Here is a 26,596-nt window from a genome sequence, read left to right as displayed (position 1 = left end):
AAATAAAATAAAAATAATGCTATATAAAAGAAGCAGTCAGTTATTTGCTGATGCAGAAAAAGTAATTCCTGGAGGTGTAAATTCGCCTGTAAGAGCTTTTAAAGGTGTTGGTGGAACACCTATTTTTGTAAAAAGTGCCAAAGGTGCTTATTTATATGATGAAGACGGAAACCAATTAATTGATTATATTAATTCTTGGGGTCCAATGATTTTAGGTCATGCTTTTCAACCTGTAATTGATGCAATAACAGAAAGAGCTAAGTTAGGAACCTCTTTTGGAATGCCAACAGAACTAGAAACTAAAATCGCTGAATTAGCAGTTTCAATGGTTCCAAATATTGATAAAATTCGTTTTGTGAATTCTGGAACGGAAGCTTGTATGAGCGCTATCAGATTGGCTCGCGGATTTACAGGAAGAGATAAAATAATAAAATTTGCTGGATGTTACCATGGTCATTCTGATTCTTTTTTGATTCAAGCTGGAAGTGGTCTTAGTACTTTTGGAACTCCAAACTCACCTGGTGTAACACAAGGCACAGCCAAAGACACTTTATTAGCTAATTATAACGATATTGAAAACGTAAAAGCATTATTTGAAGCAAATAAAAATGAAATAGCGGCTATTATCATAGAACCAGTTGCTGGTAATATGGGATGTATTCCTCCTGTTAAAGGATTTCTAGAAGATTTAAGGCAAGTATGTTCAGATAATAGTACATTACTGATATTTGATGAAGTAATGACTGGATTTAGATTAGCTAAAGGTGGTGCTCAAGAACTTTATAATATTCAAGCTGACATAGTTTGTTTTGGAAAAGTTATTGGTGGAGGATTGCCAGTAGGAGCCTTTGCTGCAAAAAATGAAATAATGAATTATTTAGCACCAATTGGTCCAGTTTATCAAGCTGGAACTTTGTCAGGAAATCCGTTAGCAATGGCAGCTGGTTTAGCAATGTTGGAAGCTTTAAATCAAGACACTGAAATTTTCAAAAGATTAGATGAAAAAACAGCCTATTTAGAAAACGGAATCAGAAAAGTACTCTCAAATAATAATGTAGAATTTACTGTAAATAGAGTTGGTTCGATGATTTCAGTTCATTTTGATAAAGGTGCTGTAGTTGATTTCAAAACTGCTAAAAATGGAGATAACGAAACCTTTAAGAAATTCTTTCATGGTCTGTTAAATCAAGGTGTTTATATAGCACCATCTGCTTATGAAACTTGGTTTATAACAGACGCTTTAACTTATCAAGATTTAGATTATACTATAGATGCAATTGATAAAGTATCAAAAGAGTTGTAATAAAAAAGCTTCACAATTTGTGAAGCTTTTTTTATAGGTAATACTAAAATTATCTTTTTAATCTTTCAAACATTGCTTTGTTAGATTCAAGAATAGACATTTGTTTTTCACTTAATGTTGCTCTAATTTTAGCATCCATCACTTTTTCAAGTTCTGCTTTTCCTTCTGCAGATAAACTTCTATCTTCAAGAATTATATATTTTCTTTCAAACAATCTATAAAAATCTTCAATTTGATTATCTTTTAAACCTACCAATTCAGCAAGTTCAACAGCATCTTTCTTTGCAGCTTCTTGCGAAGTTAGTCTTTTTTCTTGAGCATTAGCGCTTAGAGTAAAAGCACAAACTAAAGCGAAAATAAAAAATATTTTTTTCATGTTTTTTTAAATTATTTGACGTCAATTATATTCAAAAATAATTCATTTAAATGAAAACACAAAATTTATTTTAGTTATCTTCTACTTTTTGACCTCTTTTCTTTTTATCTTTCATTTTTTCAATCACTTTTTCTTTGCGATCTTCACGTTTTTGGTCCCATTTTGTATACTGTTCATCAGTAAGAATTTTTTTCATTTCAGCTTTCAATACTTCTTGCTCTTTTTGCATTTCAGCTTTTCTTGCGGCCATTTCTTCTTTTGAAGGTCTTGCTTGTTGAGCACGTTCTTCTTTTAAAGCTTTCATTTCGGCTCTTTTTGCTTCCCTTTTTTCAGCTTGTTTAGCCATTAAAGCCTTTACTTCTTGTGCTTGCTTCTCGTTTAAGGATAAGTCAGTAGTTAATTTTTTTACATGCAATTCAACTCGTTCTTCAGTTGATAATTGTTCTTTTCTTTCTCCTCTTTTTCCTTGGGCAAATGTTGTAAATCCTACAACTAGTAATGCTAATAAAAATACTTTTTTCATGATGTGTTTTTTAATTGTTATAGTGATAAGACTCACTCTCTTTCAAAAGGTTTATTCGTTAACAAATATTTAATATTATTTCAAAAAAAATATTATGTCTTATGATTGCAGTCATAAAACATAACCCTATTCAATTAAGACCTTTGAGGTATTATTTTAAACTAAATTATATTATGAAAAAACTAGTATTATTATTTACCACAGTAGTTTTATTGTTTTCTTGTGGCAAAAAAGAAAAAGAAGGTGAAGAATATAATCCTTCTGCAACAACTGAAGAAGCTGCTTCAGCAGATCCATCTTCTTACGACCCAAAAAGAGGCGAAGGAAAATTTACAACTGTTGAACTTGGAGCTGCTTTAGATCAAGCTATGGCTACCAAAGGAGAAGAGGTTGCAGGAGTGAAATGCACTTCTTGTCATAAAACTACCGACGAAAAACTTGTTGGACCAGGATGGAAAGGTGTAACCGAAAGAAGAAAACCAGAATGGATTATGAACTTCATTACCAATCCAGATCCAATGATTGACAAAGACCCAGAAGTTCAAGCGCAATTAGAAATATGTCTTGTTCGTATGCCAAATCAAGGTTTAGCAGATGAGGAAGCAAGAAGTATTTTAGAGTTTATGCGTAAAAATGACGGTGTAAAATAAAAAAACAACCAACTATCTTATTAGGTGAAAGTAATTGGATAGTTCTAATTTCAATATAATGAAAAATAAATTTGTAAAAACAATTGCGATTCTAGTTTTAGGAAGTGCATTATTCACTTCCTGTAAACCAAAAAATTCAAGTGATGCAACGGTTGGTGATGCTGAAAAAGCGTATGTAGCACCTGGAAAATATGACGAATTCTACAACTTCGTATCTGGAGGTTTTAGTGGTCAGTTAAGCGTTTATGGTCTTCCAAGTGGAAGATTATTTAGAGTAATCCCAGTTTTTTCAGTAGATCCAGAAAAAGGTTGGGGTTATAGTGAAGAAACTAAACCAATGTTGAATACTTCGCATGGTTTTGTGCCTTGGGATGATTTACATCACACCGAAATGTCGCAAACAAATGGTGAAGTTGATGGTCGTTGGGTTTTTGGTAATGCCAACAATACACCTCGTATTGCTCGTATTGACCTAAAAACATTTAAAACAGCAGAAATAATCGAATTGCCAAATAGTGGTGGAAATCACTCTTCTCCATTCATCACAGAAAATACAGAATATGTAGTTGCAGGAACTCGTTTTAGTGTTCCAGGTGATTATTCTAATGGTGATGTGGCAATCAACACTTATAAAGAAAATTTCAAAGGGCATATTAGTTTTGTAAAAGTGGGTAAACAAGGCGAAATGGATTTAGCATTTCAAATTGTAACGCCTGGTGTAAACTTTGACCTTTCTCATGCAGGAAAAGGGAAATCTCATGGATGGTTTTTCTTCTCTTGTTATAATACGGAACAAGCCAATACTTTGTTAGAAGTGAATGCTTCTCAAAAAGATAAAGATTTTATTATGGCTGTAAACTGGAAAAAAGCTGAAGAATATATCAAAGCAGGAAAAGGAATAAAACAAAAAGCTCGATATGCTCATAATACATGGGACGAAAAAACACATACAGCAAAATCTGAAATTAAAACCGATGTTTTAGTTCTTGATGCTGCTGCTTTAAAAGATATTTGTTATATGATTCCTTGCCCAAAATCTCCTCATGGTTGTGATGTTGATCCAACTGGTGAATATATTGTGGGCTCTGGAAAATTGGCAGCTTTGATTCCTGTATTTAGCTTTGATAAATTAATGGGAGCTATTAAAGATAAAAAATTTGATGGAAATTATGGCGGAATTAATGTCATAAAATATGAAGCAGCTCTTCATGGTGAAGTTCAAAAACCTGGTTTAGGACCATTGCACACTGAGTTTGATGGAAAAGGAAATGCTTATACAACCTTCTTCGTTTCTTCTGAAGTTGTTAAATGGGATATCAAATCATTAAAAGTATTAGACAGAGTTGCTACCTATTATTCTGTTGGTCACTTATGTATTCCTGGCGGTGATTCTAAAAAACCTTTCGGAAAATATCTTGTTGCCTATAATAAAATTACAAAAGATAGATATTTACCAACAGGTCCAGAATTGGCACAATCAGCTCAAATATTTGATATTAGTGGTGATAAAATGAAACTCGTTTTAGACTTTCCAACTATTGGAGAACCTCACTATGCACAAGCAGCACCAGCCGATTTAATTCGAAATAATGGTCAATTAAAATTCTATAAAATCGGAGACAACAATCACCCATTTGTAGCTAAAGGTGAAAAAGAAGCCAAAGTAACACGACAAGGAAATCAAGTACATGTTTACATGACTTCTATTCGTTCTCACTTTGCGCCAGATAATATTGAAGGTATAAAAATGGGTGACGAAGTATATTTCCATGTTACAAATCTTGAGCAGGATTGGGATGTTCCTCACGGATTTGCAGTAAAAGGTGCAGATAATGGCGAATTATTAATTATGCCAGGAGAAACTGCAACTCTAAAATGGAAACCAGATAGAGTTGGAATTTTTCCAATGTACTGTACCGATTTTTGTAGTGCTTTACACCAAGAAATGCAAGGTTACATAAGAGTTTCTCCTGCAGGAAGTTCTGTACCGCTTACATGGAGTGTTGGAACTAACTTACCAAAAACAAAATAATTTTACCAAAAGGGACAAAGTAACTTTTGTCCCTTTTTAAATTCATTTTTTATGAAATCTTCTAAAATTTCAATGGTATCAAAAGTGATATTATTGGTTGTTTCAATCTTATTTATTGGCTCGCTTTTTGTTCCAATGTGGCAAATCGAACTCGAAGCGCCTCAATATCCTGAAGGTTTGGTTTTAAAATTGCATGCTAACAAAATTGGTGGCGATGTAGAAATCATCAACGGATTAAATCACTACATCGGAATGGCAACTTTGCATACCGAAAACTTTTTCGAATTCACTGCTTTACCCTATATTTTCGGAAGTTTTGCTATAATTTCTTTGTTGCTAATTTTTGTAGCAAAAAGAAAAGCAGTTTTAGCATTCTTTATTTCCTACATTCTTTTTGTGGTTTTAGCAGCCATCGATTTCTACAGATGGAATTATGAATATGGACATAATTTAGACCCAAATGCGGCTATAAAAGTGCCCGGTATGGCTTATCAACCGCCGTTAATTGGATACAAACAATTGTTGAACTTTGGAGCGTATTCAATTCCAGATATTGGTGGATGGTTTTTGACAGCTTGTGGTTTATTGTTGTTTTTCATCGTTTTTAAAGAATATAATTTATTCACTAAAAAGAAAATCAGTTAGTTATGAAATCGCTATTAACTAGAAGTTTGCGGAAGCAAACACCAATGAAAATAAAGCGATACTATATGTTACCGCTTAAAAATATAATTTAAACATATGAAATCATTTTTTATAGTGCTAATAACATCATTTTTGGTTTCTTGCAATTCAAACGAACCAAAACCAATTAAACTAAATTCTGATTCCTGTGATTTTTGTAAAATGACAATCGCAAACGGAAAATTTGGTACAGAATTAATCACTCAAAAAGGAAGATATTACAAGTTTGATGATGTAGCATGCATGATTCAATTTGACGAAACAAGCGAAGTTCCTTCCAAAGTATTTTTTGTAAATGATTATTTAAAAGAAAATGAATTAGTTGCAGCCGAAAAATGCTTTTTTCTAAAAGGCGGAACAATCAATTCTCCAATGCGTGGGAATCTTGCTGCATTTTCATCTGATAAAGAACAAAAAGAATTTCAAACCAAATTAAATGCTGAACCTATGACTTGGCTACAAGTTTATGATTCTTATAAATGAAGAAATTAATCTGCATATTATTTTTACTCTTATTTTCTATTTCAAATGCTAAAACCATTCAAGTAGGAAGCAATTTTCCTGTCAAAAAAATCAAGCAGGCTCTTCAGTTAGCTGTTGATGGCGACACAATTATTGTAAATAGCGGAGTTTATAAAGAAGGAAATATTCTAATCAATAAAAAAATCATTTTTCTTGGTAAAAACTTTCCAATTCTTGATGGACAGCGCAAGTTTGAAGTTATTTCTGTTAATGCCGATAATGTTGTGATCAAAGGATTTAAAATCATCAATTCAGGTTATGCCTCTCTTGATGATCCATGCGGAATCAAAGTGTATGATAGAACTTTTGTAAAAATTGAAAACAACATTCTCGACAACAATTTCTTCGGAATTTATCTTCAAAACTCTAGAAATTGCCTAATCAAAAACAATAAAATTACCGCTTACGGAAAACAAGAACAATTAATTGGAAATGGAATTCACTGTTGGAAAAGCGATAATCTTCAAATAATTGCTAATAAAATTTCGGGACATCGCGACGGAATTTATTTTGAATTTGTAACACAATCTGTCATTTGGAGGAATATTTCCAATAAAAACATTCGTTATGGTTTGCATTTTATGTTTTCCAACGATGATGCTTACATATTGAATGTTTTTAAAAATAATGGTGCAGGTGTTGCTGTCATGTTTACCAAAAATGTAAAAATGTATAACAATTATTTTGAAGAAAATTGGGGCGATTCCGCTTATGGTTTATTGCTCAAAGAAATTGCCGACAGCTATATTTTCAATAATAAATTTGCCCGAAATACTTCTGGAATTTATATGGAAGGAACATCAAGAATCAAGGTCGAAAAAAACGTTTTTGAATCGAATGGTTGGGGAATGAAAATTCAAGCAAGTTGTATGGATAATGAAATTGTAAACAATAATTATCTAAAAAATACTTTCGATATTAGCACCAATGGGAGCTTAGTTTTAAACACTTTCAATTCAAATTATTGGGATAAATATGAAGGATATGATTTAGATAAAAATGGAGTAGGCGATGTGCCTTATCATCCATTAAGTTTGTTTGCTGTTTTAACCGAAAAAACACCTTCTGCCATGTTGTTATACCGAAGTTTTATGATAACACTTTTAGACAAATCTGAAAAAGTTTTGCCAAGTATTACACCAGATAATTTTATAGATAAAACGCCTTTAATGAAATCGCTGCCATTATGATTGAAATTAAAAACATAAACAAAAAATTCGGAAAATTAGAAGTGCTGAAAAATGTCAATCTTTCATGTAAAAGTGGAGAATGTATTGCGCTAATTGGACCGAATGGTTGTGGAAAAACAACGTTGATAAAATCAATTCTCGGAATGGTTCTGCCAGATAAAGGTTCGATTGAGTTTAACGGGAAATCGGTTTTAGGAGAATATATCTATCGTGAAAACATTGGTTATATGCCACAAATTGGGCGTTATCCGGATAATATGACGATTGGGCAAATCATTGAAATGATAAAAAAAATCAGAAATTCCAATCAAGAATTAGATGAAGATTTGCTAAAAGCATTTGAATTAGAAAAAATGTTTGATAAGCAAATGCGAACACTTTCGGGTGGAACAACTCAAAAAGTAAGTGCCGTTTTAGCTTTTTTATTCAATCCTGAAGTCCTGATTTTAGACGAACCAACAGCTGGTTTAGATCCATTGGCATCTGAAATTTTGAAAGAAAAAATCATAAAGGAAAAAGAAAAAGGAAAACTCATTTTCATCACATCACATTTACTAAGTGAATTAGACGATTTGATTACCGAAATTATTTTTATGCAAGATGGAGAAGTTCATTTTCATAAAAAAGTTGAAGTCTTAAAATCTGAAACCAATGAAACTAAAATTTCAAAAGCTATTGCCAGTATTCTGAAACAAAAGCAACCTGAAAGTCATAACCCAAAACTCGCAAAAGTGTCATGAACAGAATCATAAAAATCATATTACTCGATATTCTAAAAAGCAAAATAGTTTTGGCTTACACCTTTATTTTAGCCATTCTATCATGGAGTTCGTTTGCGCTAGAAGACAATTCTGCAAAAGGAATTTTAACCATTTTAAACGTAATTTTATTTACAGTTCCATTGGTTTCAATACTTTTTGCAACGATTTACTTGTACAATAGCTCCGAATTTATTGAGCTTCTATTAAGTCAACCTATCAAAAGAAGAAAAATTTGGATAAGTTTATTCCTTGGACTTTCTTTTTCCATGATTCTTGCCTTTTTTGTTGGAGCTGGAATACCTTTATTACTCAATTCGCCTGATAGTATTGGCATTATGATGTTGTTAAATGGCTGTTTGATAACCGTAATTTTTACAGCATTAGCGTTTTTAAGTTCTATTTTAACAAGAGATAAAGCCAAAGGAATTGGAATTGCAATTATGACTTGGTTGTTTTTTGCCTTGCTATTTGACGGATTGGTTTTGTTTTTATTATTTCAATTTCAAGATTATCCAATCGAAAATGCAATGGTCGGAATCACCGCCTTTAGCCCAATAGATTTGGCACGAATTCAGATTTTGTTGCACCTTGATGTTTCTGCAATGATGGGTTATACAGGAGCTATTTTCAAAGATTTTTTTGGAACTTCAACAGGATTAATTGTGTCATTTTTCTTGTTGAGTTTATGGGCAATTATTCCGTTTTTTATTTCGTTGAAAAAATTTAATAGAAAAGATTTGTAACCAATGAAAACAGATATTAGAAATAGAAAAGACATCGAAAAGCTAGTTAATGCTTTCTACGAAAAAGTAAAAACAGATGAAGTTATTGGCTATTTATTTACCGATGTTGCCAAAGTAAATTGGGAATTACATTTGCCAAAAATGCATGATTTTTGGGAAAACATATTGTTCTATTCAGCCAATTATAGCGGAAGTCCAATGGCAGTTCACAAAGAATTGCATCAAAAAAGCACTATGACTCAAGAACATTTTCAGCATTGGAATGCACTTTTTAATCAAACGGTTGACAAACTTTTTGAAGGTGCAAAAGCAGACGAAATTAAAAATCGAGCGATGAATATCTCGGCTGTAATGATGTACAAAACATTGACTTAATGCATCATCAAATTATCCTTATAATTCATTTATTGGCTGCTAGTATTTGGGTTGGTGGTCATTTGTTTTTGATTTTAAGAATCTTACCTGCAACCTTACAACAAAAAGACATTTCAATTTTAAGTGATTTTAGACTTAAATTTGGAAAAATAGGAATGCCTTCTTTGCTTATTTTAGTCGTTACAGGAATTCTTTTAGCTTACGATTATAATGTACCTATTTCTGATTGGTTTTCATTTTCAAATCCAATAGAAAAAATTATTTCCATAAAATTACTTTTACTTTTTACTTCTCTAAGTTTAGCGGTTCACGCTCAAAAAGTTGTTTTCCCAAAATTGACTTCCAATAGAATGTTACCTGCAATTGTAGAAATTATTATTGTCACTTTAATTGCAGTTTCTATGCTCGTTTTAGGAAGTTTAGTAAGAGTTGGAGGAATATAATTTCTTTATGATTTAACTCATATTTTATAATTTTTTTTTCAAATACTTTTGAATAAAATTTAAAAGATATGGACACATTACAAAAAAATACCATTGGAGAATATGTAGCGCAAGACTTCAGAACCGCAGCACTTTTCTCAAAATATAAAATCGATTTTTGCTGTAAAGGCAATAAAACACTTGATGAAGTTTGCGAAGCAAAAGGTTTAGATGTAAATCAAATTGAAAATGAAATTGATGCAGTTTTAAACACCAATTCTTCATCAGAAATGGATTTTAAATCGTTTTCACCAAATTTATTGATTGATTATATATTAGAAACACATCACGAATATATCGAATCTAAAACACCTATTTTATTGATGTATTTGGATAAATTATGCAAAGTTCACGGCGAAAGGCATCCTGAATTGTTTGAAATTAATAATTTATTTAAAATTGCCTCAAGTGAATTGCTAAATCATTTGCAAAAAGAAGAAGTAGTTTTGTTTCCATTCATCAAAACAATGACAAACGCCATCAAAAACAACGAAACTATCCAACAACCAGGTTTCGGAACAGTTGAAAATCCGATTGCAATGCTAAAACATGATCATGAAACCGAAGGAGATTTATTTGCTAAAATTTCAGAGTTAACTAACGAATACAATCCACCAATAGATGCTTGTGAAACTTATAAAGTTACTTATGCAATGCTAAAAGAATTTGAACAAGATTTGCACAAACACATCCATTTAGAAAACAATATTCTGTTTCAAAAAGCAGTTGAATTAGAAGAAAGGTTCAATATTTTAGATTAAATAATTTTTCCAATAATGCATTAAAAAAGCGTGAATTACGACAATTCACGCTTTTCAGCTTTAATTAAAAAAAGAAAAACAATAATTGAATTAATAATTGATTTTATTTTGGTAGAAGTACATCTCCAATAACATGAATTATTCCGTTTCCTGTTGGGATTGATGCAACTATTTCTGAGCCGTTTACATACGTTTTGTCACCTTTTTTGGTGATTTTTACTTTACCTCCAAAAACCATATCAAATTCTTGTCCGTCTTGCATATATTCAGTTTTTAGCGTTCCTACATAAGTATGATAACCTAAAATATTTTCTAAATCACCTTTTTTCTCTGGTTTTAATAAACCTTCAACTGTTCCAGCAGGCAATTTATCAAATGCAGCATTGGTTGGAGCAAAAACTGTAAAAGGACCAGCATTGCTTAATGAAGTTACTAATCCTGCAGCTTTTACAGCCGTAACTAAAGTAGTATGATCTTTGCTTCCAACAGCAGTTTGTACAATGTTTGGAACAGAAGTTTCATCCACTACATTTTCTTGTCCGCCAGAACTTACTTCAGTAGTTTCAGAAGTGGTTTCTGATGTTGCTTGTTCGTTTTGTTTGCAACCAATGGCAATAAATAAACTTGCCAATAACAATGTTTTAATTGATTTTTTCATAATAAATACTTTTTTATACTTTCAAATTATACATACAAAGTACCTAATTATGAAACAGTTATTTTATGAGTGCAATCATAATAATGGAAGATTTTTAACTTTTTTTATAGAATAAAAAGCAGTAATTCCAATTCCAGAAACTAGAATAATTGCAGCTCCAAAGAGCATTTCGTTTGCAAAAGGAATTATGGTGTAACTAAATGATGCAATGCCTTGAACAGCAAGAATTATTTCGTTTAATAAAACGCCAATCGAGAAAATAATGACGCCAATTTTTATGGGTTTGTTAAAGTGAATTAAATGATTGGCATAAATGTAAAAAAGTAAAAATAAACTAATAATTGCCAATAAAACCAAGTGCAAATAAGCAATGACAATTGGTCTAAACCCAAAGGCAAGTTGACTAATTGCTGGAATAGTTGAACCCAATTGAAGCATAAATTTTATACTCAAAGCTAATCCAACGAAGAGTAAAATATAGCGTAAAAAGAAAGGAAAATTTTCAAGAAATTCTCTTTTTGTTTTGACAATGATAATCAAAAATCTAAACCAAGTATAAACTTGAATAAAAGCAGCAATTACAGTTGGAATGTAAATCCAAATAGGTAAATCTAACCAAAGTGTTGATAGAAAATACGCAGGAACACAAGATAAAAAAAACAGCCAAAAAGTTCTTTTTAAAAAAGCGCTATCATCTGATTTTATTTGTAAAAAAGAAATCAATAATCCCATACAAGCAAAGAAAAACCAGCCGTTATATTGAAAGTGCAAATAATAATAAATGGAAGCCAAATATTCATTTTGGAGAATATTTTTTGTCATCATCATATAAGCCAAAGCAAATGTCCCAAACGATGAAATCACATTGAAAAATAAAGCTGCTTTAAACCAATTTTTAGCCAATTCTTCATCAGAAATTAATTTCAAATCTTTAACAAAATAATACGCAAAAAAACATGTAACTACAATTGAAGCTGTAGAAAAAACTATGGAAATCAAACCATAACCTTGAATGATAAAAAACACCAACATTCCATAAGCACAAATCAAATTGGCGATTAAAATTTTATTGTATTTTTCAGTAAGTCTATTTTCTATATTCTTTGTTCTTTTTTTTAAAAAAACAATCATCAATACCATCAAAGTATGACTAATCCAACCCGAAAAAGCAAAATGCGAATGCGAATGTTGTAAATGTTTTTGGTCGAAAAACGGAAATTCAAAACCTATTTTGTAACGCATCAAAAGTCCGATAAGTGCAACAATTAATAAGTTTAGTATTGAAAATTTCAGCCAAAATTTGCTGTTAAAAAGCATTAGAAATAGATTTTATGATTAATGATGTCAATTTTTTTATCAGCTTTCATTTTACTAAAAGCTCTAATAACAGTTTCTACTCGTAAGCCAGTAAAATTGGCTATTTCTTGTCTTGTGAATGGAACCATTTCTTTTATTTTACAATCAGAACCTTTTTTGTGAGCGTTTAAAAAAGCAATAATTCTAAATTCTGGTTTTTGGTTGATAATATCTTTTGAAGTTTTAGCTTTAGAGTGAATTCTTTGTGCCATTAAATTCAAAAAATTCTTTTGAATAGAAGGATATTCATCCAATATTTTCAAGAATTTATCTTTAGAAAGCTTTACTATTTTACTGTCTTGAAAGGCTACTGCTGTTGCTGGATAACACTCGTCAATAAAAAGTGGTGGCTCTCCAAAACTTTGTCCGTTGGAAAAATAACCTTGCGTAAATTCTTTTCCTTCATCATTAGAATTGAACATTCTTATGCTTCCTTCAATGATTTGGTAGTAAAAATTTGCCATTTCTTCTTCATCAAAAATCACCTCATTTTTCTTGTATTCTTTAGCAATTGCTCCCCAAGAAAATAGTAAATCTAAATCTATCTGCATGATTGATAATGTGTTTTTTAAGTCGAAAAACCTTTGCTGAAAAGCTTTTCCGACTTATGGTTACAAAGTTAATTTTTATAAAATTACTAAAATTATGACCATAATCATATAAAACCCTAAAATTCTTATTGTAAATTTGCCTTGTGAAAAAACTTATAATCATAATAATTCTTGCAATATTTCTAAAACCGATTCTTCCGGTTATAGATTATGTTATTAATTATGATTATATCTCAAAAGTTCTTTGCGAAAACAAAGCTAAGCCACAACTAAAATGTAATGGTAAATGTCATTTGATGAAAGAATTGGCTAAAGCATCTGAAGACGAAAAACCAATTAATTCAGATAAAAAAGACAATTCTAAACAAGAAATTGAATTACTTTATTGCAACGAAGTTTCCGAATTTAATTTTAGACAAATTTATTTTTATAATAAAACTTCTGTTGGAGACAACTATGCCAACTTATACTTTCACACGGTAAGTTGCTCCGTTTTTCATCCGCCAACTTTTATTTCATAAATTTTATTTGAAATCGATTCAATTAGTTTGAATTGAAAGGATTCTTATATCCAAAAATGTCTCAAAGAGAAATCTTTACAGACACAGTATTCTATAGACTTTAATTAATAAAAAATGAAAACTCAATTAAAAAATATTTTCGCCATTTTATTTATGGCACTAGCTTTTACATCTTGTTCTAATGATGATAATAATGAACCAACAATAAATGAATTGGAAGGTTTAACAAAATTCAAAGAAATTGTAAATACTACTCATACTATTGAATTGTATTCTCATATAGGAGCAACAGTTCAAGGTTATAATGAAATCAAGTTAAGAATTAAGAATAACGCTAATAATCAATATGTTAAAAATGCAGAAGTTTCATGGATGCCAATTATGCACATGGCTATGATGAATCATTCCTGTCCAAATTCTGAAGTTGAAAAAATTACTGCAGATGGAACTTTGTATGGAGGGTACATCATGTTTCAAATGCCTCAAAATGCTACTGAATATTGGGATTTAAAAATCGATTATACTATTGATGGTGTTGGTTATACAATGACATCTGTTATCGATGTTCCTGCATCATCTAAAAGAACAGTTAACACTTTTATGGGGTCTGATGGTGTAAGATATTTAGTTGCTTATGTTGATCCGCATCATCCAAAAGTAGCTGTAAATGATTTAGTTGTTGGTGTGTGGAAAATGCAAGACATGATGACTTTTCCTGTAGTTGACGGTTATACTCTAAAAATTGACCCAAGAATGCCAAGCATGGGAAATCATAGTTCACCAAATAATGTAAATGCAACTCAAACAACAGCTGGTGACTTATACAATGGTAAATTATCATTAACAATGACAGGTTATTGGAAAATAAATCTTCAGTTAGCAAAAGCTGATGGCACCATTGTTAAGGGTGAAGAGATATCTGGAAATGTGACAGATAGCAGTATATATTTTGAAATAGAATTCTAATTTTATTCTTAAAAAGGTCATTTTACAGTTTTGTTTTTTGACCTTTTTAAACATTCATTATGAAAAAAAATATTGTAGTTTGTCTTCTATTTTCAGTTCTATTTTCATTTTCACAAGAAAAAGCAAAAGATACTTTAATTTCTCAAATTTTAAATGAAATAATACTAATTGGAAAAAAAAGACAACTTTCTGATAAACAATCCAAAACGCTTACTTCAATTGATGATTATTTACAACAATCAGCAAAAGTTGATATGATAAAACGTGGTGCCTATGCTTGGGAACCAATAATCAATTCGATGTCAACAGAAAGAACATTGATAACCATTGATGGGATGCGAATTTTTGGTGCTTGTACCGATAAAATGGATCCAATTACTTCCTATGTTGAAGTTTCCAATTTATCTGAAGCTACCATTTCTTCAGGTCAAGAAGGTGCTTGTTTTGGTAGCACAATTGGCGGTTCAATTGATTTAAAAAGAAACCAAAACAACTTTGGAAATCAAAAATGGAGTTATAATTTAAACTCTGGTTTTGAAACCAATAACCAACAAAAAATCATAGGTACTGCTATAAATTATGCAGATAATTTGTTTTATGTTGATACCGATTTTATGTTGCGTGATGCAGAAAATTACAAAGCAGGAAATAATAAAGAAGTTTTGTTTTCTCAATTTAAGAAAATGAATTTTTCCGTTACTTCAGGTTTCAAATTAAGTAAAAATAAATTGATTGAAGCTTCCTTAATTTACGATAAAGCAACCGATGTTGGTTATCCAGCTTTACCTATGGATGTTTCAATTGCTGAGGCAATTATATCGTCTTTAAAATATGAGTATGTACCATTAAATTCTATTGTAAACAGTTGGGAAACAAAAGTGTATTTCAATACAATTATGCACAAAATGGATGATACAAAACGACCGTTTGTACCAGTTCATATGGATATGCCAGGTTGGAGTAAAACCTATGGTTATTATTCAAAAATTAAAGCCAAAAATGGAAATCATAATTTGTTATTGAATTTGAATTCGTTTTACAACAAATCTTTGGCAGAAATGACCATGTATCCTGCAAATCCAAATGAAAATTTGATGTTTATGTTGACTTGGCCAGATGTTACTACATTCTATAACGGATTATTTTTAGAAGATAATTATGCGTTAAATTGTCATTCAAGTTTGAAATTTTCTGCTGCATTTGGTAATCATTCTAACAAAATAGAAAGCGAATTTGGATTAAACAGCTTGCAAATTTTTTATCCCGAAATGAAAGCAAAAAACGACCGATTTCTAAAAAGTTTTTCAGCTAATTATAATTCTTCTAAAAATAGTTTTGAATTTGGATTTGGAGCTGCTTATGGAGAAAGAGCACCATCAATAACTGAGGCATATGGCTTTTACTTGTTCAATAGTTTTGAGAATTATGACAACATTGGAAATCCGAATTTGAAAAACGAAACTTCATTAGAAGGAAATGCTTTTGTTGGTTTGAAAAAAGAAAAAATGAAAATGAAAATTACATCATCTTATTTTCATATTTCCAATTATATTGTTGGAAAACCAAATGTTAGTTTAGTTCCAATGACAATTGGCGCAACTGGTGTAAAAATTTACACAGCACTAGATTATGCTACCATTTTCAATGTAGGTTTAACTTCTGAAATCAAGTTTTCTAAACAATTCAAATGGAATTCGCAGTTGGTTTATAGTAGAGGAAAAGATTTTGAAAATGTAAATTTACCATTTATAAGTCCGTTTAGCTTTACAACTTCAATGGTATATTTTAAACAGAAATTTTCATCAGAAATTGTACTTCAAGGAAATGCAAAACACACCAATTTTGGAATTATTTACGGTGAAGATAGAACTCCAGATTACGCAATAATTAATGTTAATTTTGGATATAAATTCAATATGAATAAATGTAAATTTGTCACAAAATTCGGAATTGAAAATATTCTTGATGCTTATTATTCAACGTATTCAGATTGGAATAATTTTCCGAGACAAGGAAGAAACTTTTTTGTGAATTTAAGTTGTAGTTTATAAAAAAAATAGGCGATTCAATTGAATCGCCTATTTTTTATTTTATTATAATATTATTTGCTAGAAAACTGAGTTAATCTGTTGAATAATTCTTTATCTTTCTTTAGAGCTTCAATTTGTTCCTCATCGAAAGCACTTAATAATTTTAAAGTATATCTTTCAAAAACTGCTTGTTTTTCTTCTTGAGTTTTAGAATTATTTACGTCATCTTTTCTCATTTGTAATAAATTTAATAAATCCATTTTCAAACTTTCTTCAATTTTTACTGACTTTGACATTAAATTAATATCCTCAATAATAGTTTCTTTTACACTTTTTTCATTTGTGTTCGGAGTTGAAAATGTTTTTGCTTCTTGAGCATTTGCATTAAAACTAAACGCTAAAAACAATGTGAATATTGCGATAATTCTTTTCATAATCTTCTTTAAATTAATTTGTTGAAAAGCGAATTTAATAATTTTTTTTAAAAATCAATGCAAATGATAAAAAAAATTATGATTTCAGTTCAACTGTTTTGTTTTCACCATCCACAATAACTTTTGTTAAACCTTTTAGTTATTCAAATAAAATATAATTTCCAATTGTTAAATCAATATTATATTTGGTTTTAAATTCTTTTCTTTTTGTTGATTCACTCGGTTTGATTATTCTTTTTTTGTTAGGAAAACAGACTAGTCCATGCAATACTAAATTATTAGGAAAGTCTAATTTATTTAAATAAAAATTAAAAGTATTCTCAATCTGTTTATAAGCTTTCTTTTTATGATTTGCAAATCCATCTTTTGCAACTTTGATATCAATAAAATGAAAATCTAATGAATTAAATACAATATAATCACATTGCCCACCTTTTACATTATTCATTACACAATCATCATTCTGTAAAAAATAAAATGGGGTGTTTATGCTATTTTCAATATGCAAATGTTTCGGTTCTGTTTTAGAAACAAAAACTCCTTTTTTCAATTCATTATCTTCAAATATATATGAATGTTTATCATTAATTGAAGATAAACATTTTTCTACATCCGAAAAAGCTTCTTGAATTACTGCAATCATAAATCCAACAATTTGTCAAATTCATCTGAAAAATCATCAGAAATAGTATCAATCATATTTTCTTTGATTTGGCCTAATTTGTCGTCCATTATTTTATATGCTTTTCCATTTTTTAATTGGTACGCAATAAATTTTTTTGGATTTAACCAAGAATCTTTTTTTATAATTTTATTTACTTCTTTTGGTTTTGATTGACCTTTGTCATATGCTAATAATAGATTATTGATTGATGCCAAAACAAATGGACTATGAGTTGTGAGAATCAAATTTTTTCTATTTAAAAGACAGTTTTTAACTAAATATTTAATCAACTCATGTTGTGCTTTAGGATATAGATTCAATTCAGGCTCTTCAACTACAAAATTGAAATTATATTCATCTTTTAATGATTTTGCATATTCAACTAAAAGTAAAACAGGAATTACAGATTGTAATCCAGAAGCCGATTCTAGTAAATCTACTTTTTCATTATTGTTATGATAAATGTAAGATGTTTTTCCTTCTCTTTTGTACGTTATTTTTTTATCAATTATGCTCAAAGGCAATTCTTTTATTTTTTGTAGTGCTTTTTCATAATCTTGACCACTTTCTAAAAGATGTTTTGGAATTTGAATATTATTGTTTATTAAACCAAGAGCATTTTCTGCAATTAGATGGAGAAAGTTTCTTTCGGATGGTATGTAAATAGAATCAAATAAATATAAATTAGGAAATAGAGTTAGTATTTTTTCAAATAATTCAATGTAATTTTCTAAGTTCTTTTCTATGTTTAAAATTTCAAATATTTTATCTACACCAATTTCTTTGAAGGTTGTTTGAAGTATATCAGGATTGAGAAATTTTAAAAATTTATTTTTTTGATCTTTTGTATTGAATAAGTTTAATACTTTACTCACATCGTTTAATAGACAATCTCTTAATTCTAATCCGAGATTTTTTTTTAAATCATCAGTTATTTTTTTTTGATTTAAATTCTGGTCTTTGCTAAATTCTTTTATTACAGAAACGTATCTATGTGCAGTTGCTTTAGTAAAATTTCCATTTTTATAGCTAAGTGAAAAAGGGCTTTTGCCAATGTAATTTATATTATCATAAGAAATGAATGTGTCATTCTTTAGATAATTAATAATGTTATATTTTTTTAATTCATCTTCAAAAGTTAGTGATTCATCTTTTCTAAATTTTTCATCCTCAAAAATTGAAAGCAATTTTGCGAGTGTACTTTTACCTGAAGCTTGCGCACCAATAAAAGTCACCATTTCTCTTACTTCGATTTCAATATCTTTTAGAGGTCCAAAATTTTTAACAATAAGTTTTGCTCTTTCCATAATTCAAATATAGGAAATATTTTTATGCTATATTAATACAAATCATACAATGGTTCCTCATTTGAGGGATCGTTTTTTAATAGAACATCTTCAACGAATAGAATTTCATTTTCTTTATAAATTTTTACAAATCCTGAGTTTGATAATTCTTTAATCGCCTTATCCCATTTTTTTCCTGATAAAAAGGATTTTTGTTTTAAATCAACTAACTCCATTTTAACAGACTTTTCTAATATGTCGAAAATTAATTTTTCATCACCAGTTATAACAAATTGTTTCGACTGCTTTTTCTCTGGTCGCATTTGAGGAAAGAAAAGAACTTCTTGAATAGAAGGATTATTGGTTAAAAACATAATCAATCGATCCATTCCAATTCCTAATCCAGAAGTTGGTGGCATTCCATATTCTAATGCTCTTAAAAAGTCTTCATCTATAATTCCGTTAGCTTCATCATCACCTTTTTCACTTAAAGCCATTTGTGCTTCAAAACGTTCACGTTGGTCAATAGGATCATTCAATTCTGAATATGCATTTGCTATTTCTTTTCCACAAACCATCAACTCGAAGCGTTCTGTTAATTCAGGATTATCTCTGTGTGATTTACACAATGGTGACATTTCTTTTGGATAATCAGTAATAAACGTTGGTTGAATAAAATTTCCTTCACATTTAGCTCCAAAAATCTCATCAATTAATTTTCCTTTACCCATTGTTGCATCAACCTCAATTCCCATTGATTTTGCAGCTTCAAAAAGTTCTACTTCCGTTTTACCAGAAATATCAAAACCTGTAAAGTTTTTAATGGCTTCGGTCATAGTAACTCTAGCATAAGGTGCTTTGAAACTTACTTTATGCTCGCCAAAAGTTGCATCAGTTGTTCCATTTACCTCATTTGCACAATATTCTAATAAATTTTCTGTAAACTCCATCATCCAGTTGTAGTCTTTGTAAGCTACATAAATTTCCATTGCAGTAAATTCAGGATTGTGCGTTCTATCCATTCCCTCATTTCTGAAGTTTTTCGAGAATTCATATACACCATCAAAACCACCAACAATCAATCTTTTAAGATATAATTCGTTAGCAATTCTCAAATATAATGGAATATCCAAAGCATTATGATGTGAAATAAAAGGTCTTGCCGCAGCACCACCAGGAATTGCTTGTAAAATTGGAGTTTCCACTTCCATGTATCCAGCAGTGTTAAAGAAATTTCGCATCGCTGTAAAAAGTTTCGTTCTTTTTACAAAAACTTCTTTCACATTTGGGTTTACAACCAAGTCAACATAACGCATTCTGTAACGCAATTCAGCATCATTAAAGGCATCGTGTACTTTTCCATCTTCATCAACTTTTGGCAAAGGCAACGGACGTAAAGTTTTACTCAAGAATGTAAAATTATCAACTCTTATACATTGAGCACCAACTTTAGTCATGAATAATTCTCCTTCAACACCAATGAAATCACCTAAATCGGTCAATTTTTTAAAAACCTGATTGTAAAGCGTTTTGTCTTCTCCTTCACAAATTACATCTCTATTAAAATACAATTGAATTCTGCCATCGCTATCTTGTAATTCGGCAAAACAAGCTTTTCCTTGATCTCGAACACTCATCAATCGTCCAGCAACATTAACCTTCTTACCTTCTTCAAAATTTTCCTTCACCTGTTTAGAAGTAGCGTTTACTGGATATAAATCCGCAGGATAAGGGTTAATTCCAAGAGTGCGTAAAGCATCAAGTTTTTCTCGTCTAATGATTTCTTGTTCTGAAAGTTGCATATAATTGTATTTAAGCGTGCAAAGATAGGTATTAGTTAGAAAGTTTCAAAACAACAATTTTCAAATTTATTTTGTAAAAGTAGCGAATGGCTTGGGCTTTATTTGTTATCCATTTTCCTGCCATCCATTCTATCTTTTTCTCTCGTTTTAAAAAAAAACGAGAAAAAAAGGATGCCATTCCTGTCAGGGCTAAATTGTAAACTTTTTGTATATTTGTAAAATAAATTAAATTAAAGATGAAATCGCCATTAACTACAAGTTTGCGCAAGCAAGCACCAATAAATAAAAAGGCGATTACATATATTACCACTAACAAATAAATTTCACATATATGAAATCAATAAAATTACTTTTTGCACTACTTCTTACGTTAGCTATGACGAGTTGTACCATAACAGAAAAAATGATTATTAATGATAATGGTTCGGGTAAATTTGCTTATGACATTGACGGTACCAAAATGATGTCAATGATGGGTAGCGCATTTAAAGGTGATGATAAAGAAGATACTAAAAAAGATAAAAAAGAAACGGTAAACAGAAAAAATAAAAAAGTAGTTGACAGTACTTTTACTTTCAAAGAAATGTTTGCGAGTAAACAAGATAGTATTTCTAAATTATCTCCAGAAGAGCAAGCCAAAATTAAAAAAATGGAACGCTTTAGTGTGAGAACCATTATTGATGAGGAAAAAGGAATAATGAATTACAGTATGTTTACAGATTTCAATTCAATTTCAGAACTTCAAGATGTAATGTCTCCAGTTGAATCAATGAAATCAATTTCTCCTACAGGTCAAAAATCTGGTGGAATGGGAATGGCTCCAGATGCTTTAGAAGATAATTCTTCTACAAGTTTCTTTTATGATGGAAAAACATTCAAAAAGACTGTAGCTAAAATTGAAAAGAAAAAAGAGGTTACTGAAGAGGTAGAAGAAGGTTCAGAGGATGATGTTGCTAATAAAATGAAAGAATCTTTAGATATGTTTTATGACCAATCTAATTTCAAAGTAGTTTATCAATTTCCAAAACCAGTTAAAAAGATTTCTATTGAAAATGCACTTTATAGCGAAGACAGAAAAACAATTACCATAGAATATCCTTTGAAAGATTATATGGAAAATCCAGAGAAGCTTAATTTTGAAGTGATTTTTGAATAATGAATAAAAAAATAAAGCTTCAAGATTTAGGTAAAAAAGATTACAAAGAAACTTGGGATTATCAAGAAGAACTTTTTAAAGGAATTGTTGATATAAAAATTCAAAATAGAAAAGAAAATACTTTGGTTGAAACGCCAAATTATTTTTTGTTTGTAGAACATCCTCATGTATATACATTAGGTAAAAGTGGAGATATATCTAATTTACTTTTATCAGAAAAACAACTTCAAGATAAAGGAGCAACTTTTTACAAAATAAATAGAGGTGGAGATATTACCTATCATGGACCAGGTCAGATAGTAGGATATCCAATTTTAGATTTGGAAAATTTCTTTACTGATATTCACAAGTATTTACGATTTCTCGAAGAAGTAATAATTCTAACTTTGGCCGAATACAATATAACTGGAACAAGAAGCGAAGGTGAAACAGGTGTATGGCTAGATGTTGGAACACCATTTGCTAGAAAAATTTGCGCTATGGGTGTTCGAGCAAGTCGTTGGGTAACCATGCATGGTTTTGCCCTAAATGTAAATGCCAACTTAGGATATTTCGACAATATCATTCCATGTGGTATAAAAGGAAAAGCTGTTACATCATTGCAAGTTGAACTTGGTGTCGAAAGTGTTAATGAAGAAGAAGTAAAAGAAAAAATTCAAAAACATTTCTCAAAATTATTTGAATCAGAATTTCAAATTTCCTAAAATCAATATTATAAATCTAGTTTCAATTGTTCTGGTAACAATCTAAAGCTCATTCGGTGATATTTAGTTGTTCCATATTTTCTAATGGCTTCTCTATGTTCTTTAGTTGGATAACCTTTATTTTGTTTCCAATTATACATTGGAAATTCCTCGTGTATTTTATCCATATATTCATCTCTGTAAGTTTTTGCCAAAACCGATGCTGCTGCAATGCTCATATATTTAGAATCACCTTTTACTATAGTGCTGTATGGGATATTGTTGATAGGTTTAAATCTATTTCCATCTACTATAATATAATTAGGTATAGGATTTAACTTAATAACACATTCTTGCATGGCTTTTATAGATGCGTTTAAGATGTTTATTTCGTCAATGATTATCGGCTCCAAATGAGTGACAGCATAAGATATTGCTTTTTCTTCTATAATTGGTTTTAATCTTTCTCGAACCTTTTCAGATAATTGCTTTGAGTCATTTAATAAATCCAACTGAAAGTCTTCCGGAAGAATAATAGCAGCAGCAGTTACAGGTCCTGCTAAACAACCTCTTCCGGCTTCGTCAGTTCCGCACTCATAAGGTGATTCAGAATATCTTAAACTTAACATAAAATTAATTTTGATAAAAATACAAATTTTAACGCAACCTTTTGCATAATTCTGCATCATAGTAATGTGTTGCAACCACAATGTTAGTAAACCGCTTAAAAAATTTAACAAAAATAAATTGTAATATTCCGAAGTATTATTTGTTTATTTAAGAAATTATTAAGAAGTTTGCGGAATAACTAACTCAAATAAATTTAATATGAGATCGAAGTTCAAATGGATTTTTACGCTATTAGTAGCGTTATCAATGCAGTTTTCGTTTGCACAAGAGAAAACTGTAACAGGTACAATTACCGATGGTAAGTTACCTTTACCTGGTGCTAATGTTGTTATTAAAGGAACAACAAATGGAGTTGCTGCCGATATGGATGGTAAATTCTCCATAAAAGCAAAAGCTGGTGATGTTCTTGTAGTATCTTTTACAGGATATGACAATAAAACATTGACAGTTGGAGCAGCTAACAGCTATAAAGTAGCTTTAAATGAATCAGCAACTATTCTTAAAGAGGTAGTTGTTGGGGCTGTGGGTATTAAAAAGAAGAAAGATGCTGTTACTTCAAGTAGTCAGGTTGTTTCTTCAAGAGAACTTACTCAAGCTGTGAATCCAAATGTTGTTCAGTCTTTAGCAGGAAAAGTTTCTGGTTTGCAAATTAACACAGTTAGCAATGGTGTTAATGCAGAGACTAGAATTGTTTTAAGGGGAACAAGAACAATAACAGGAGATTCTCAAGCATTGATTGTGATTGATAATGTTGTTTCTTCTGCATCAGTTCTTTCTCAATTACCTCCAGAAATTATCGAGTCTGTAAATGTTCTTAAAGGACAACAAGGTGCTGCTTTGTATGGAGAAGTGGGTAGTAATGGTGTAATTATTGTTTCAACCAAAAAGGGGTCTAAATCTAACAAACCAAGAATCTCTGTAAATACTTCAGTAGATTTTGAGGAAATATTATTCTTGCCAAAAAGACAAGAAAAATATGGACAAGGATGGGCTGTTCCTACTTCATTTGATGATGGTACAGGAAATCAAACTTATCATGATTTTCTTGAGAATGGAGCTTGGGGAGAAGCTTTTCAAGGCTCTTTATTGTCAGGTACTATGCAGGCTACTGGTTTGCCGCAAGCAGATGGAAGTTTTATCTTTTCTCCTTGGGCTCCAATTAAGGATAACATTAAAAAATTCTTTAAAACAGGAACTACTTATCAAAACGGATTTTCTATGAATTTTGGAAATGATGAAGGGTATGCTTTGTTTTCTGCAAATAGACAAAATACTGATTTTGTTGTTGCTGGAGATAATGTAGTAAGAAATTCTTTTTTGTTTAAAGGAGGTAAAAAGCTTGGAAAGTTTACAATTGACGGAAATGTTAATTTTGTTACTGCTCATTCAACAGAAACAGATGCTTCTTTGATGGATGAGTTATTAAACACTGCTACGAATATACCTGTTGAGAAATTTGCTGCAGGTGAGAATCAACATCACTGGACAGTATATTACAAATCACCTTATTGGATGTCGAGAAATTTAAGATATGATGATAGATCAGAAATTTGGAACGGTGTATTAACTTTAGGTTATGAAATTAATAAAAACATTAATGTAAATTATACAAATAATGTTCAGTTAAGAAATGTTCAAAGTGAATACCATAATAATGGATATAATACTGACTATGAATATAATCTTCCTGCTCCATATCTTTATAATGGAAGTTCAACGTTCTTGTACTCTGATTTAACAACTACTCCTTTCTTTTCTTCATCTTATTACATTCAAAATGATAAAAGAAGAAGTTATTACAGTGATTTTATAGTTAATTTTAACTATGATTTGACTAAAGACTTAAATTTTAAATTAAATTTAGGTAATAACATTCAAGATAACAGAAGAAACTTGATTACAAATGGAGGAACTGGTTTAGATAAACCAGGTATCTATAATGTAAATAACTTGCTTAATCCTAATAATGTGGATTCATCAGCTGGAACTGGAGCTACTCCTGGACAATTTATTGGGGCTGGAAACCGTTTGGATAATAGATTGGTTGAAAGTAGAAAAGTTGCATACTTTGCTAATGCAGATTTTGGATATAAAGATTATTTATTTTTAAATGCCACTGCAAGATATGAAAAAACATCTGTTGTAAAAGGTTCACAATTTTATCCTAGTGCTGGAGTTTCATTTATACCTACTAAAGCATTTTCAAGTTTAAAGGATAATTCTGTGTTGAATTATGCAAAAATATCTGCTAACATAACAGTTACTGGTAATACATCAAATGTACTTCCTTATGAAATTTCTGGTGCTCCAGGAATACTTGGAACTGGTTACCCATTTGGAGCATCTAACTCTTATGTTAATACAACTTCAAATATTGATCCTGACATTTCTCCTGAATATGTAATTTCAAAAGAGTTGAATTTAAGTTTAGGTTTCTTGAAAAATAGAATTACCCTTGAAGGCTCCGTTTATAAATCTGATACTAAAGATTTGATTACTAATAAAACCACTTCTTCTGCATCAGGTTTAGCAAGATTGAAAACTAATGTTGGTGATATGGAAAACAAAGGTTTTGAGATTGATTTAGGAGTTACTCCAATCAAAACTAAAAACTTTAGTTGGGATATGAAAGCAAGTTACACTACATTCAAAAGTGTCGTAACATCACTTGCTGATGGAGTGGATGAAGTTAACTTACAGTCTAATGCTGTTGTTGGTATTTTTGCTCAAGTTGGTCAAGAATTTCCATTAATTAAAGGGACAAGTTATGTTAGAGATGGATTAGGAAATGTTGTGTTAAATGCAAACAATGTTCCTGTAATTAATAATAATTTTACAATACTTGGTAAAGCTACTCCAGATTATATCATTGGTTTTACAAACTCATTTGAATATAAAGGATTAAAACTAACAACTGTTGCTGATTTTAGAACTGGACATAGTTTCTTTTCTTCTGTAACAAGAACACTTTCTTTTGCAGGACATTTATATGAATCTGGAGAATTTGATAGAGAATTTGGTTATGTTTTTCCTACAAACGTTGAATTTCCAGTTGGTTCAGGAAATTATGTTCCTAATACTAATCCAGTGAATGGAGGTGGTAATAATGCAACGTGGAGATACTATGATCAAAATTATGGTAGTGTTGCTGAAGCACAATTAATTGATGCAACAGCTCTTAAAATTCGTGAAATTTCATTAAGTTATTCATTACCAAAAAAACTTATTGAAAAAGTTGGATTTGAATCATTTAGATTTGGAATTAATGCAAGAAATCCGTTTGTGTTTTTAGCAGATGGTAAATTCTTAAAAGCTAAAAATGGTGGTGAAAATAGGGGATATGCTGATCCAGAGGCTTCTAATACCACGGGTAATGCTCAAGGATTAATCGATATTGGTAAATATCCTACAACTAAAACTTATGGTTTTAGTATTAATTTAACTTTCTAAAAAAAAA

Annotated in this window: 27 protein-coding genes; 17 read left to right on the top strand and 10 right to left on the bottom strand. The window is 30.4% G+C overall.

The genetic code is table 11. From position 1 onward, the window contains the following. Positions 1-16: 16 nt before the first annotated feature. Complete coding sequence (hemL, locus tag ACYU7A_RS06495) at positions 17-1,303, top strand: glutamate-1-semialdehyde 2,1-aminomutase (RefSeq protein WP_460575095.1); 1,287 nt, start codon at positions 17-19, stop codon at positions 1,301-1,303. 49 nt (positions 1,304-1,352) lie between these two features. On the opposite strand, the gene ACYU7A_RS06490 is transcribed toward hemL, so the two are convergent. Then, positions 1,353-1,679, bottom strand: a complete 327-nt coding sequence (locus tag ACYU7A_RS06490) for a hypothetical protein (protein WP_298303541.1) — start codon at positions 1,677-1,679, stop codon at positions 1,353-1,355. Between the two features lie 70 nt (positions 1,680-1,749). Then, positions 1,750-2,202 carry a Spy/CpxP family protein refolding chaperone gene (locus tag ACYU7A_RS06485; RefSeq protein WP_460575093.1) on the bottom strand — a complete coding sequence of 151 codons (453 nt, stop codon included), beginning with the start codon at positions 2,200-2,202 and terminating at the stop codon, positions 1,750-1,752. 173 nt (positions 2,203-2,375) lie between these two features. On the opposite strand from ACYU7A_RS06485, the gene ACYU7A_RS06480 reads away from it, so the two are divergent. From ACYU7A_RS06480 to ric, 10 genes are all read left to right on the top strand, one after another. Beyond that, positions 2,376-2,852 (top strand): c-type cytochrome, encoded by a 477-nt coding sequence (locus tag ACYU7A_RS06480; protein ID WP_460575091.1) that lies wholly within the window; start codon positions 2,376-2,378, stop codon positions 2,850-2,852. 58 nt (positions 2,853-2,910) lie between these two features. Next, positions 2,911-4,884 carry a Sec-dependent nitrous-oxide reductase gene (gene nosZ, locus ACYU7A_RS06475; RefSeq protein ID WP_460575089.1) on the top strand — a complete coding sequence of 658 codons (1,974 nt, stop codon included), beginning with the start codon at positions 2,911-2,913 and terminating at the stop codon, positions 4,882-4,884. Positions 4,885-4,935: 51 nt separating this feature from the next. Continuing rightward, a complete protein-coding gene (locus ACYU7A_RS06470; protein WP_460575087.1) occupies positions 4,936-5,529 on the top strand; it encodes a hypothetical protein in 594 nt (197 codons plus the stop codon). Positions 5,530-5,625: 96 nt separating this feature from the next. After that, positions 5,626-6,051, top strand: coding sequence for a nitrous oxide reductase accessory protein NosL (locus tag ACYU7A_RS06465; RefSeq protein ID WP_460575085.1), 426 nt, complete (start codon positions 5,626-5,628; stop codon positions 6,049-6,051). Then, positions 6,048-7,280 carry a nitrous oxide reductase family maturation protein NosD gene (locus ACYU7A_RS06460; protein WP_460575083.1) on the top strand — a complete coding sequence of 411 codons (1,233 nt, stop codon included), beginning with the start codon at positions 6,048-6,050 and terminating at the stop codon, positions 7,278-7,280. The genes ACYU7A_RS06465 and ACYU7A_RS06460 overlap by 4 nt, the downstream gene beginning before the upstream one ends. Further along, complete coding sequence (locus tag ACYU7A_RS06455) at positions 7,277-8,020, top strand: ABC transporter ATP-binding protein (protein ID WP_298179232.1); 744 nt, start codon at positions 7,277-7,279, stop codon at positions 8,018-8,020. Before ACYU7A_RS06460 ends, ACYU7A_RS06455 begins: the two co-directional genes overlap by 4 nt. Continuing rightward, the gene (locus tag ACYU7A_RS06450) at positions 8,017-8,784 is read left to right on the top strand and encodes an ABC transporter permease subunit (protein ID WP_460575081.1); all 768 of its coding nucleotides are present in this window, start codon (positions 8,017-8,019) and stop codon (positions 8,782-8,784) included. The genes ACYU7A_RS06455 and ACYU7A_RS06450 overlap by 4 nt, the downstream gene beginning before the upstream one ends. Before the next feature lie 3 nt (positions 8,785-8,787). Further along, positions 8,788-9,159 carry a group III truncated hemoglobin gene (locus ACYU7A_RS06445; protein WP_460575079.1) on the top strand — a complete coding sequence of 124 codons (372 nt, stop codon included), beginning with the start codon at positions 8,788-8,790 and terminating at the stop codon, positions 9,157-9,159. Next, complete coding sequence (locus tag ACYU7A_RS06440; RefSeq protein ID WP_460575077.1) at positions 9,159-9,602, top strand: copper resistance protein CopD; 444 nt, start codon at positions 9,159-9,161, stop codon at positions 9,600-9,602. Before ACYU7A_RS06445 ends, ACYU7A_RS06440 begins: the two co-directional genes overlap by 1 nt. A gap of 68 nt (positions 9,603-9,670) precedes the next feature. After that, positions 9,671-10,402, top strand: a complete 732-nt coding sequence (gene ric / locus ACYU7A_RS06435) for an iron-sulfur cluster repair di-iron protein (RefSeq protein ID WP_460575075.1) — start codon at positions 9,671-9,673, stop codon at positions 10,400-10,402. A 103-nt stretch (positions 10,403-10,505) separates the two neighbouring features. On the opposite strand, the gene ACYU7A_RS06430 is transcribed toward ric, so the two are convergent. The 3 genes from ACYU7A_RS06430 to ACYU7A_RS06420 all read right to left on the bottom strand — a co-directional run bounded on the left by ACYU7A_RS06430 (position 10,506) and on the right by ACYU7A_RS06420 (position 12,967). Continuing rightward, positions 10,506-11,060: a fasciclin domain-containing protein gene (locus ACYU7A_RS06430; RefSeq protein ID WP_460575073.1), complete on the bottom strand. Its 555-nt coding sequence runs from the start codon at positions 11,058-11,060 to the stop codon at positions 10,506-10,508. Between the two features lie 75 nt (positions 11,061-11,135). After that, on the bottom strand, positions 11,136-12,377 hold the full coding sequence (locus ACYU7A_RS06425) for a hypothetical protein (protein ID WP_460575072.1): 1,242 nt from the start codon (positions 12,375-12,377) through the stop codon (positions 11,136-11,138). Next, entirely contained in the window at positions 12,377-12,967 is a 591-nt protein-coding gene (locus tag ACYU7A_RS06420) for a Crp/Fnr family transcriptional regulator (protein ID WP_460575071.1), read from the bottom strand. Before ACYU7A_RS06420 ends, ACYU7A_RS06425 begins: the two co-directional genes overlap by 1 nt. A 143-nt stretch (positions 12,968-13,110) precedes the next feature. Between ACYU7A_RS06420 and ACYU7A_RS06415 the strand changes: the two genes are divergently transcribed. The 3 genes from ACYU7A_RS06415 (at position 13,111) to ACYU7A_RS06405 (ending at position 16,505) form a co-directional block, all read left to right on the top strand. Next, complete coding sequence (locus ACYU7A_RS06415) at positions 13,111-13,488, top strand: hypothetical protein (RefSeq protein WP_460575070.1); 378 nt, start codon at positions 13,111-13,113, stop codon at positions 13,486-13,488. 114 nt (positions 13,489-13,602) lie between these two features. Then, positions 13,603-14,454 carry a hypothetical protein gene (locus ACYU7A_RS06410; protein ID WP_460575068.1) on the top strand — a complete coding sequence of 284 codons (852 nt, stop codon included), beginning with the start codon at positions 13,603-13,605 and terminating at the stop codon, positions 14,452-14,454. A gap of 59 nt (positions 14,455-14,513) precedes the next feature. After that, on the top strand, positions 14,514-16,505 hold the full coding sequence (locus ACYU7A_RS06405; protein WP_460575067.1) for a TonB-dependent receptor plug domain-containing protein: 1,992 nt from the start codon (positions 14,514-14,516) through the stop codon (positions 16,503-16,505). A 50-nt stretch (positions 16,506-16,555) separates the two neighbouring features. Here ACYU7A_RS06405 and ACYU7A_RS06400 read toward each other — a convergent pair whose 3' ends face one another. From ACYU7A_RS06400 to lysS, 4 genes are all read right to left on the bottom strand, one after another. After that, a complete protein-coding gene (locus ACYU7A_RS06400; protein ID WP_460575066.1) occupies positions 16,556-16,918 on the bottom strand; it encodes a hypothetical protein in 363 nt (120 codons plus the stop codon). A gap of 139 nt (positions 16,919-17,057) precedes the next feature. Next, positions 17,058-17,561, bottom strand: a complete 504-nt coding sequence (locus ACYU7A_RS06395) for a hypothetical protein (RefSeq protein ID WP_460575065.1) — start codon at positions 17,559-17,561, stop codon at positions 17,058-17,060. Then, positions 17,558-18,889 carry an AAA family ATPase gene (locus ACYU7A_RS06390; RefSeq protein ID WP_460575064.1) on the bottom strand — a complete coding sequence of 444 codons (1,332 nt, stop codon included), beginning with the start codon at positions 18,887-18,889 and terminating at the stop codon, positions 17,558-17,560. Before ACYU7A_RS06390 ends, ACYU7A_RS06395 begins: the two co-directional genes overlap by 4 nt. A gap of 32 nt (positions 18,890-18,921) precedes the next feature. Beyond that, entirely contained in the window at positions 18,922-20,670 is a 1,749-nt protein-coding gene (lysS, locus tag ACYU7A_RS06385; protein WP_460575062.1) for a lysine--tRNA ligase, read from the bottom strand. Between the two features lie 331 nt (positions 20,671-21,001). On the opposite strand from lysS, the gene ACYU7A_RS06380 reads away from it, so the two are divergent. Beyond that, positions 21,002-21,826 carry a hypothetical protein gene (locus ACYU7A_RS06380; protein ID WP_460575061.1) on the top strand — a complete coding sequence of 275 codons (825 nt, stop codon included), beginning with the start codon at positions 21,002-21,004 and terminating at the stop codon, positions 21,824-21,826. Further along, the gene (gene lipB / locus ACYU7A_RS06375; RefSeq protein WP_460575060.1) at positions 21,826-22,530 is read left to right on the top strand and encodes a lipoyl(octanoyl) transferase LipB; all 705 of its coding nucleotides are present in this window, start codon (positions 21,826-21,828) and stop codon (positions 22,528-22,530) included. Before ACYU7A_RS06380 ends, lipB begins: the two co-directional genes overlap by 1 nt. 8 nt (positions 22,531-22,538) lie before the next feature. Here lipB and ACYU7A_RS06370 read toward each other — a convergent pair whose 3' ends face one another. Further along, positions 22,539-23,138 carry a ribonuclease HII gene (locus ACYU7A_RS06370; protein WP_460575059.1) on the bottom strand — a complete coding sequence of 200 codons (600 nt, stop codon included), beginning with the start codon at positions 23,136-23,138 and terminating at the stop codon, positions 22,539-22,541. Positions 23,139-23,337: 199 nt separating this feature from the next. Here ACYU7A_RS06370 and ACYU7A_RS06365 point away from each other — a divergent pair, with 199 nt between their 5' ends. Then, on the top strand, positions 23,338-26,589 hold the full coding sequence (locus tag ACYU7A_RS06365) for a SusC/RagA family TonB-linked outer membrane protein (RefSeq protein ID WP_460575057.1): 3,252 nt from the start codon (positions 23,338-23,340) through the stop codon (positions 26,587-26,589). The last annotated feature ends 7 nt before the right edge of the window (positions 26,590-26,596 follow it).

The organism is Flavobacterium koreense (assembly GCF_054776075.1).
The sequence above is the reverse complement of the archived record's forward strand: the minus strand, read 5'-3'. Positions and strand labels throughout refer to the sequence as shown.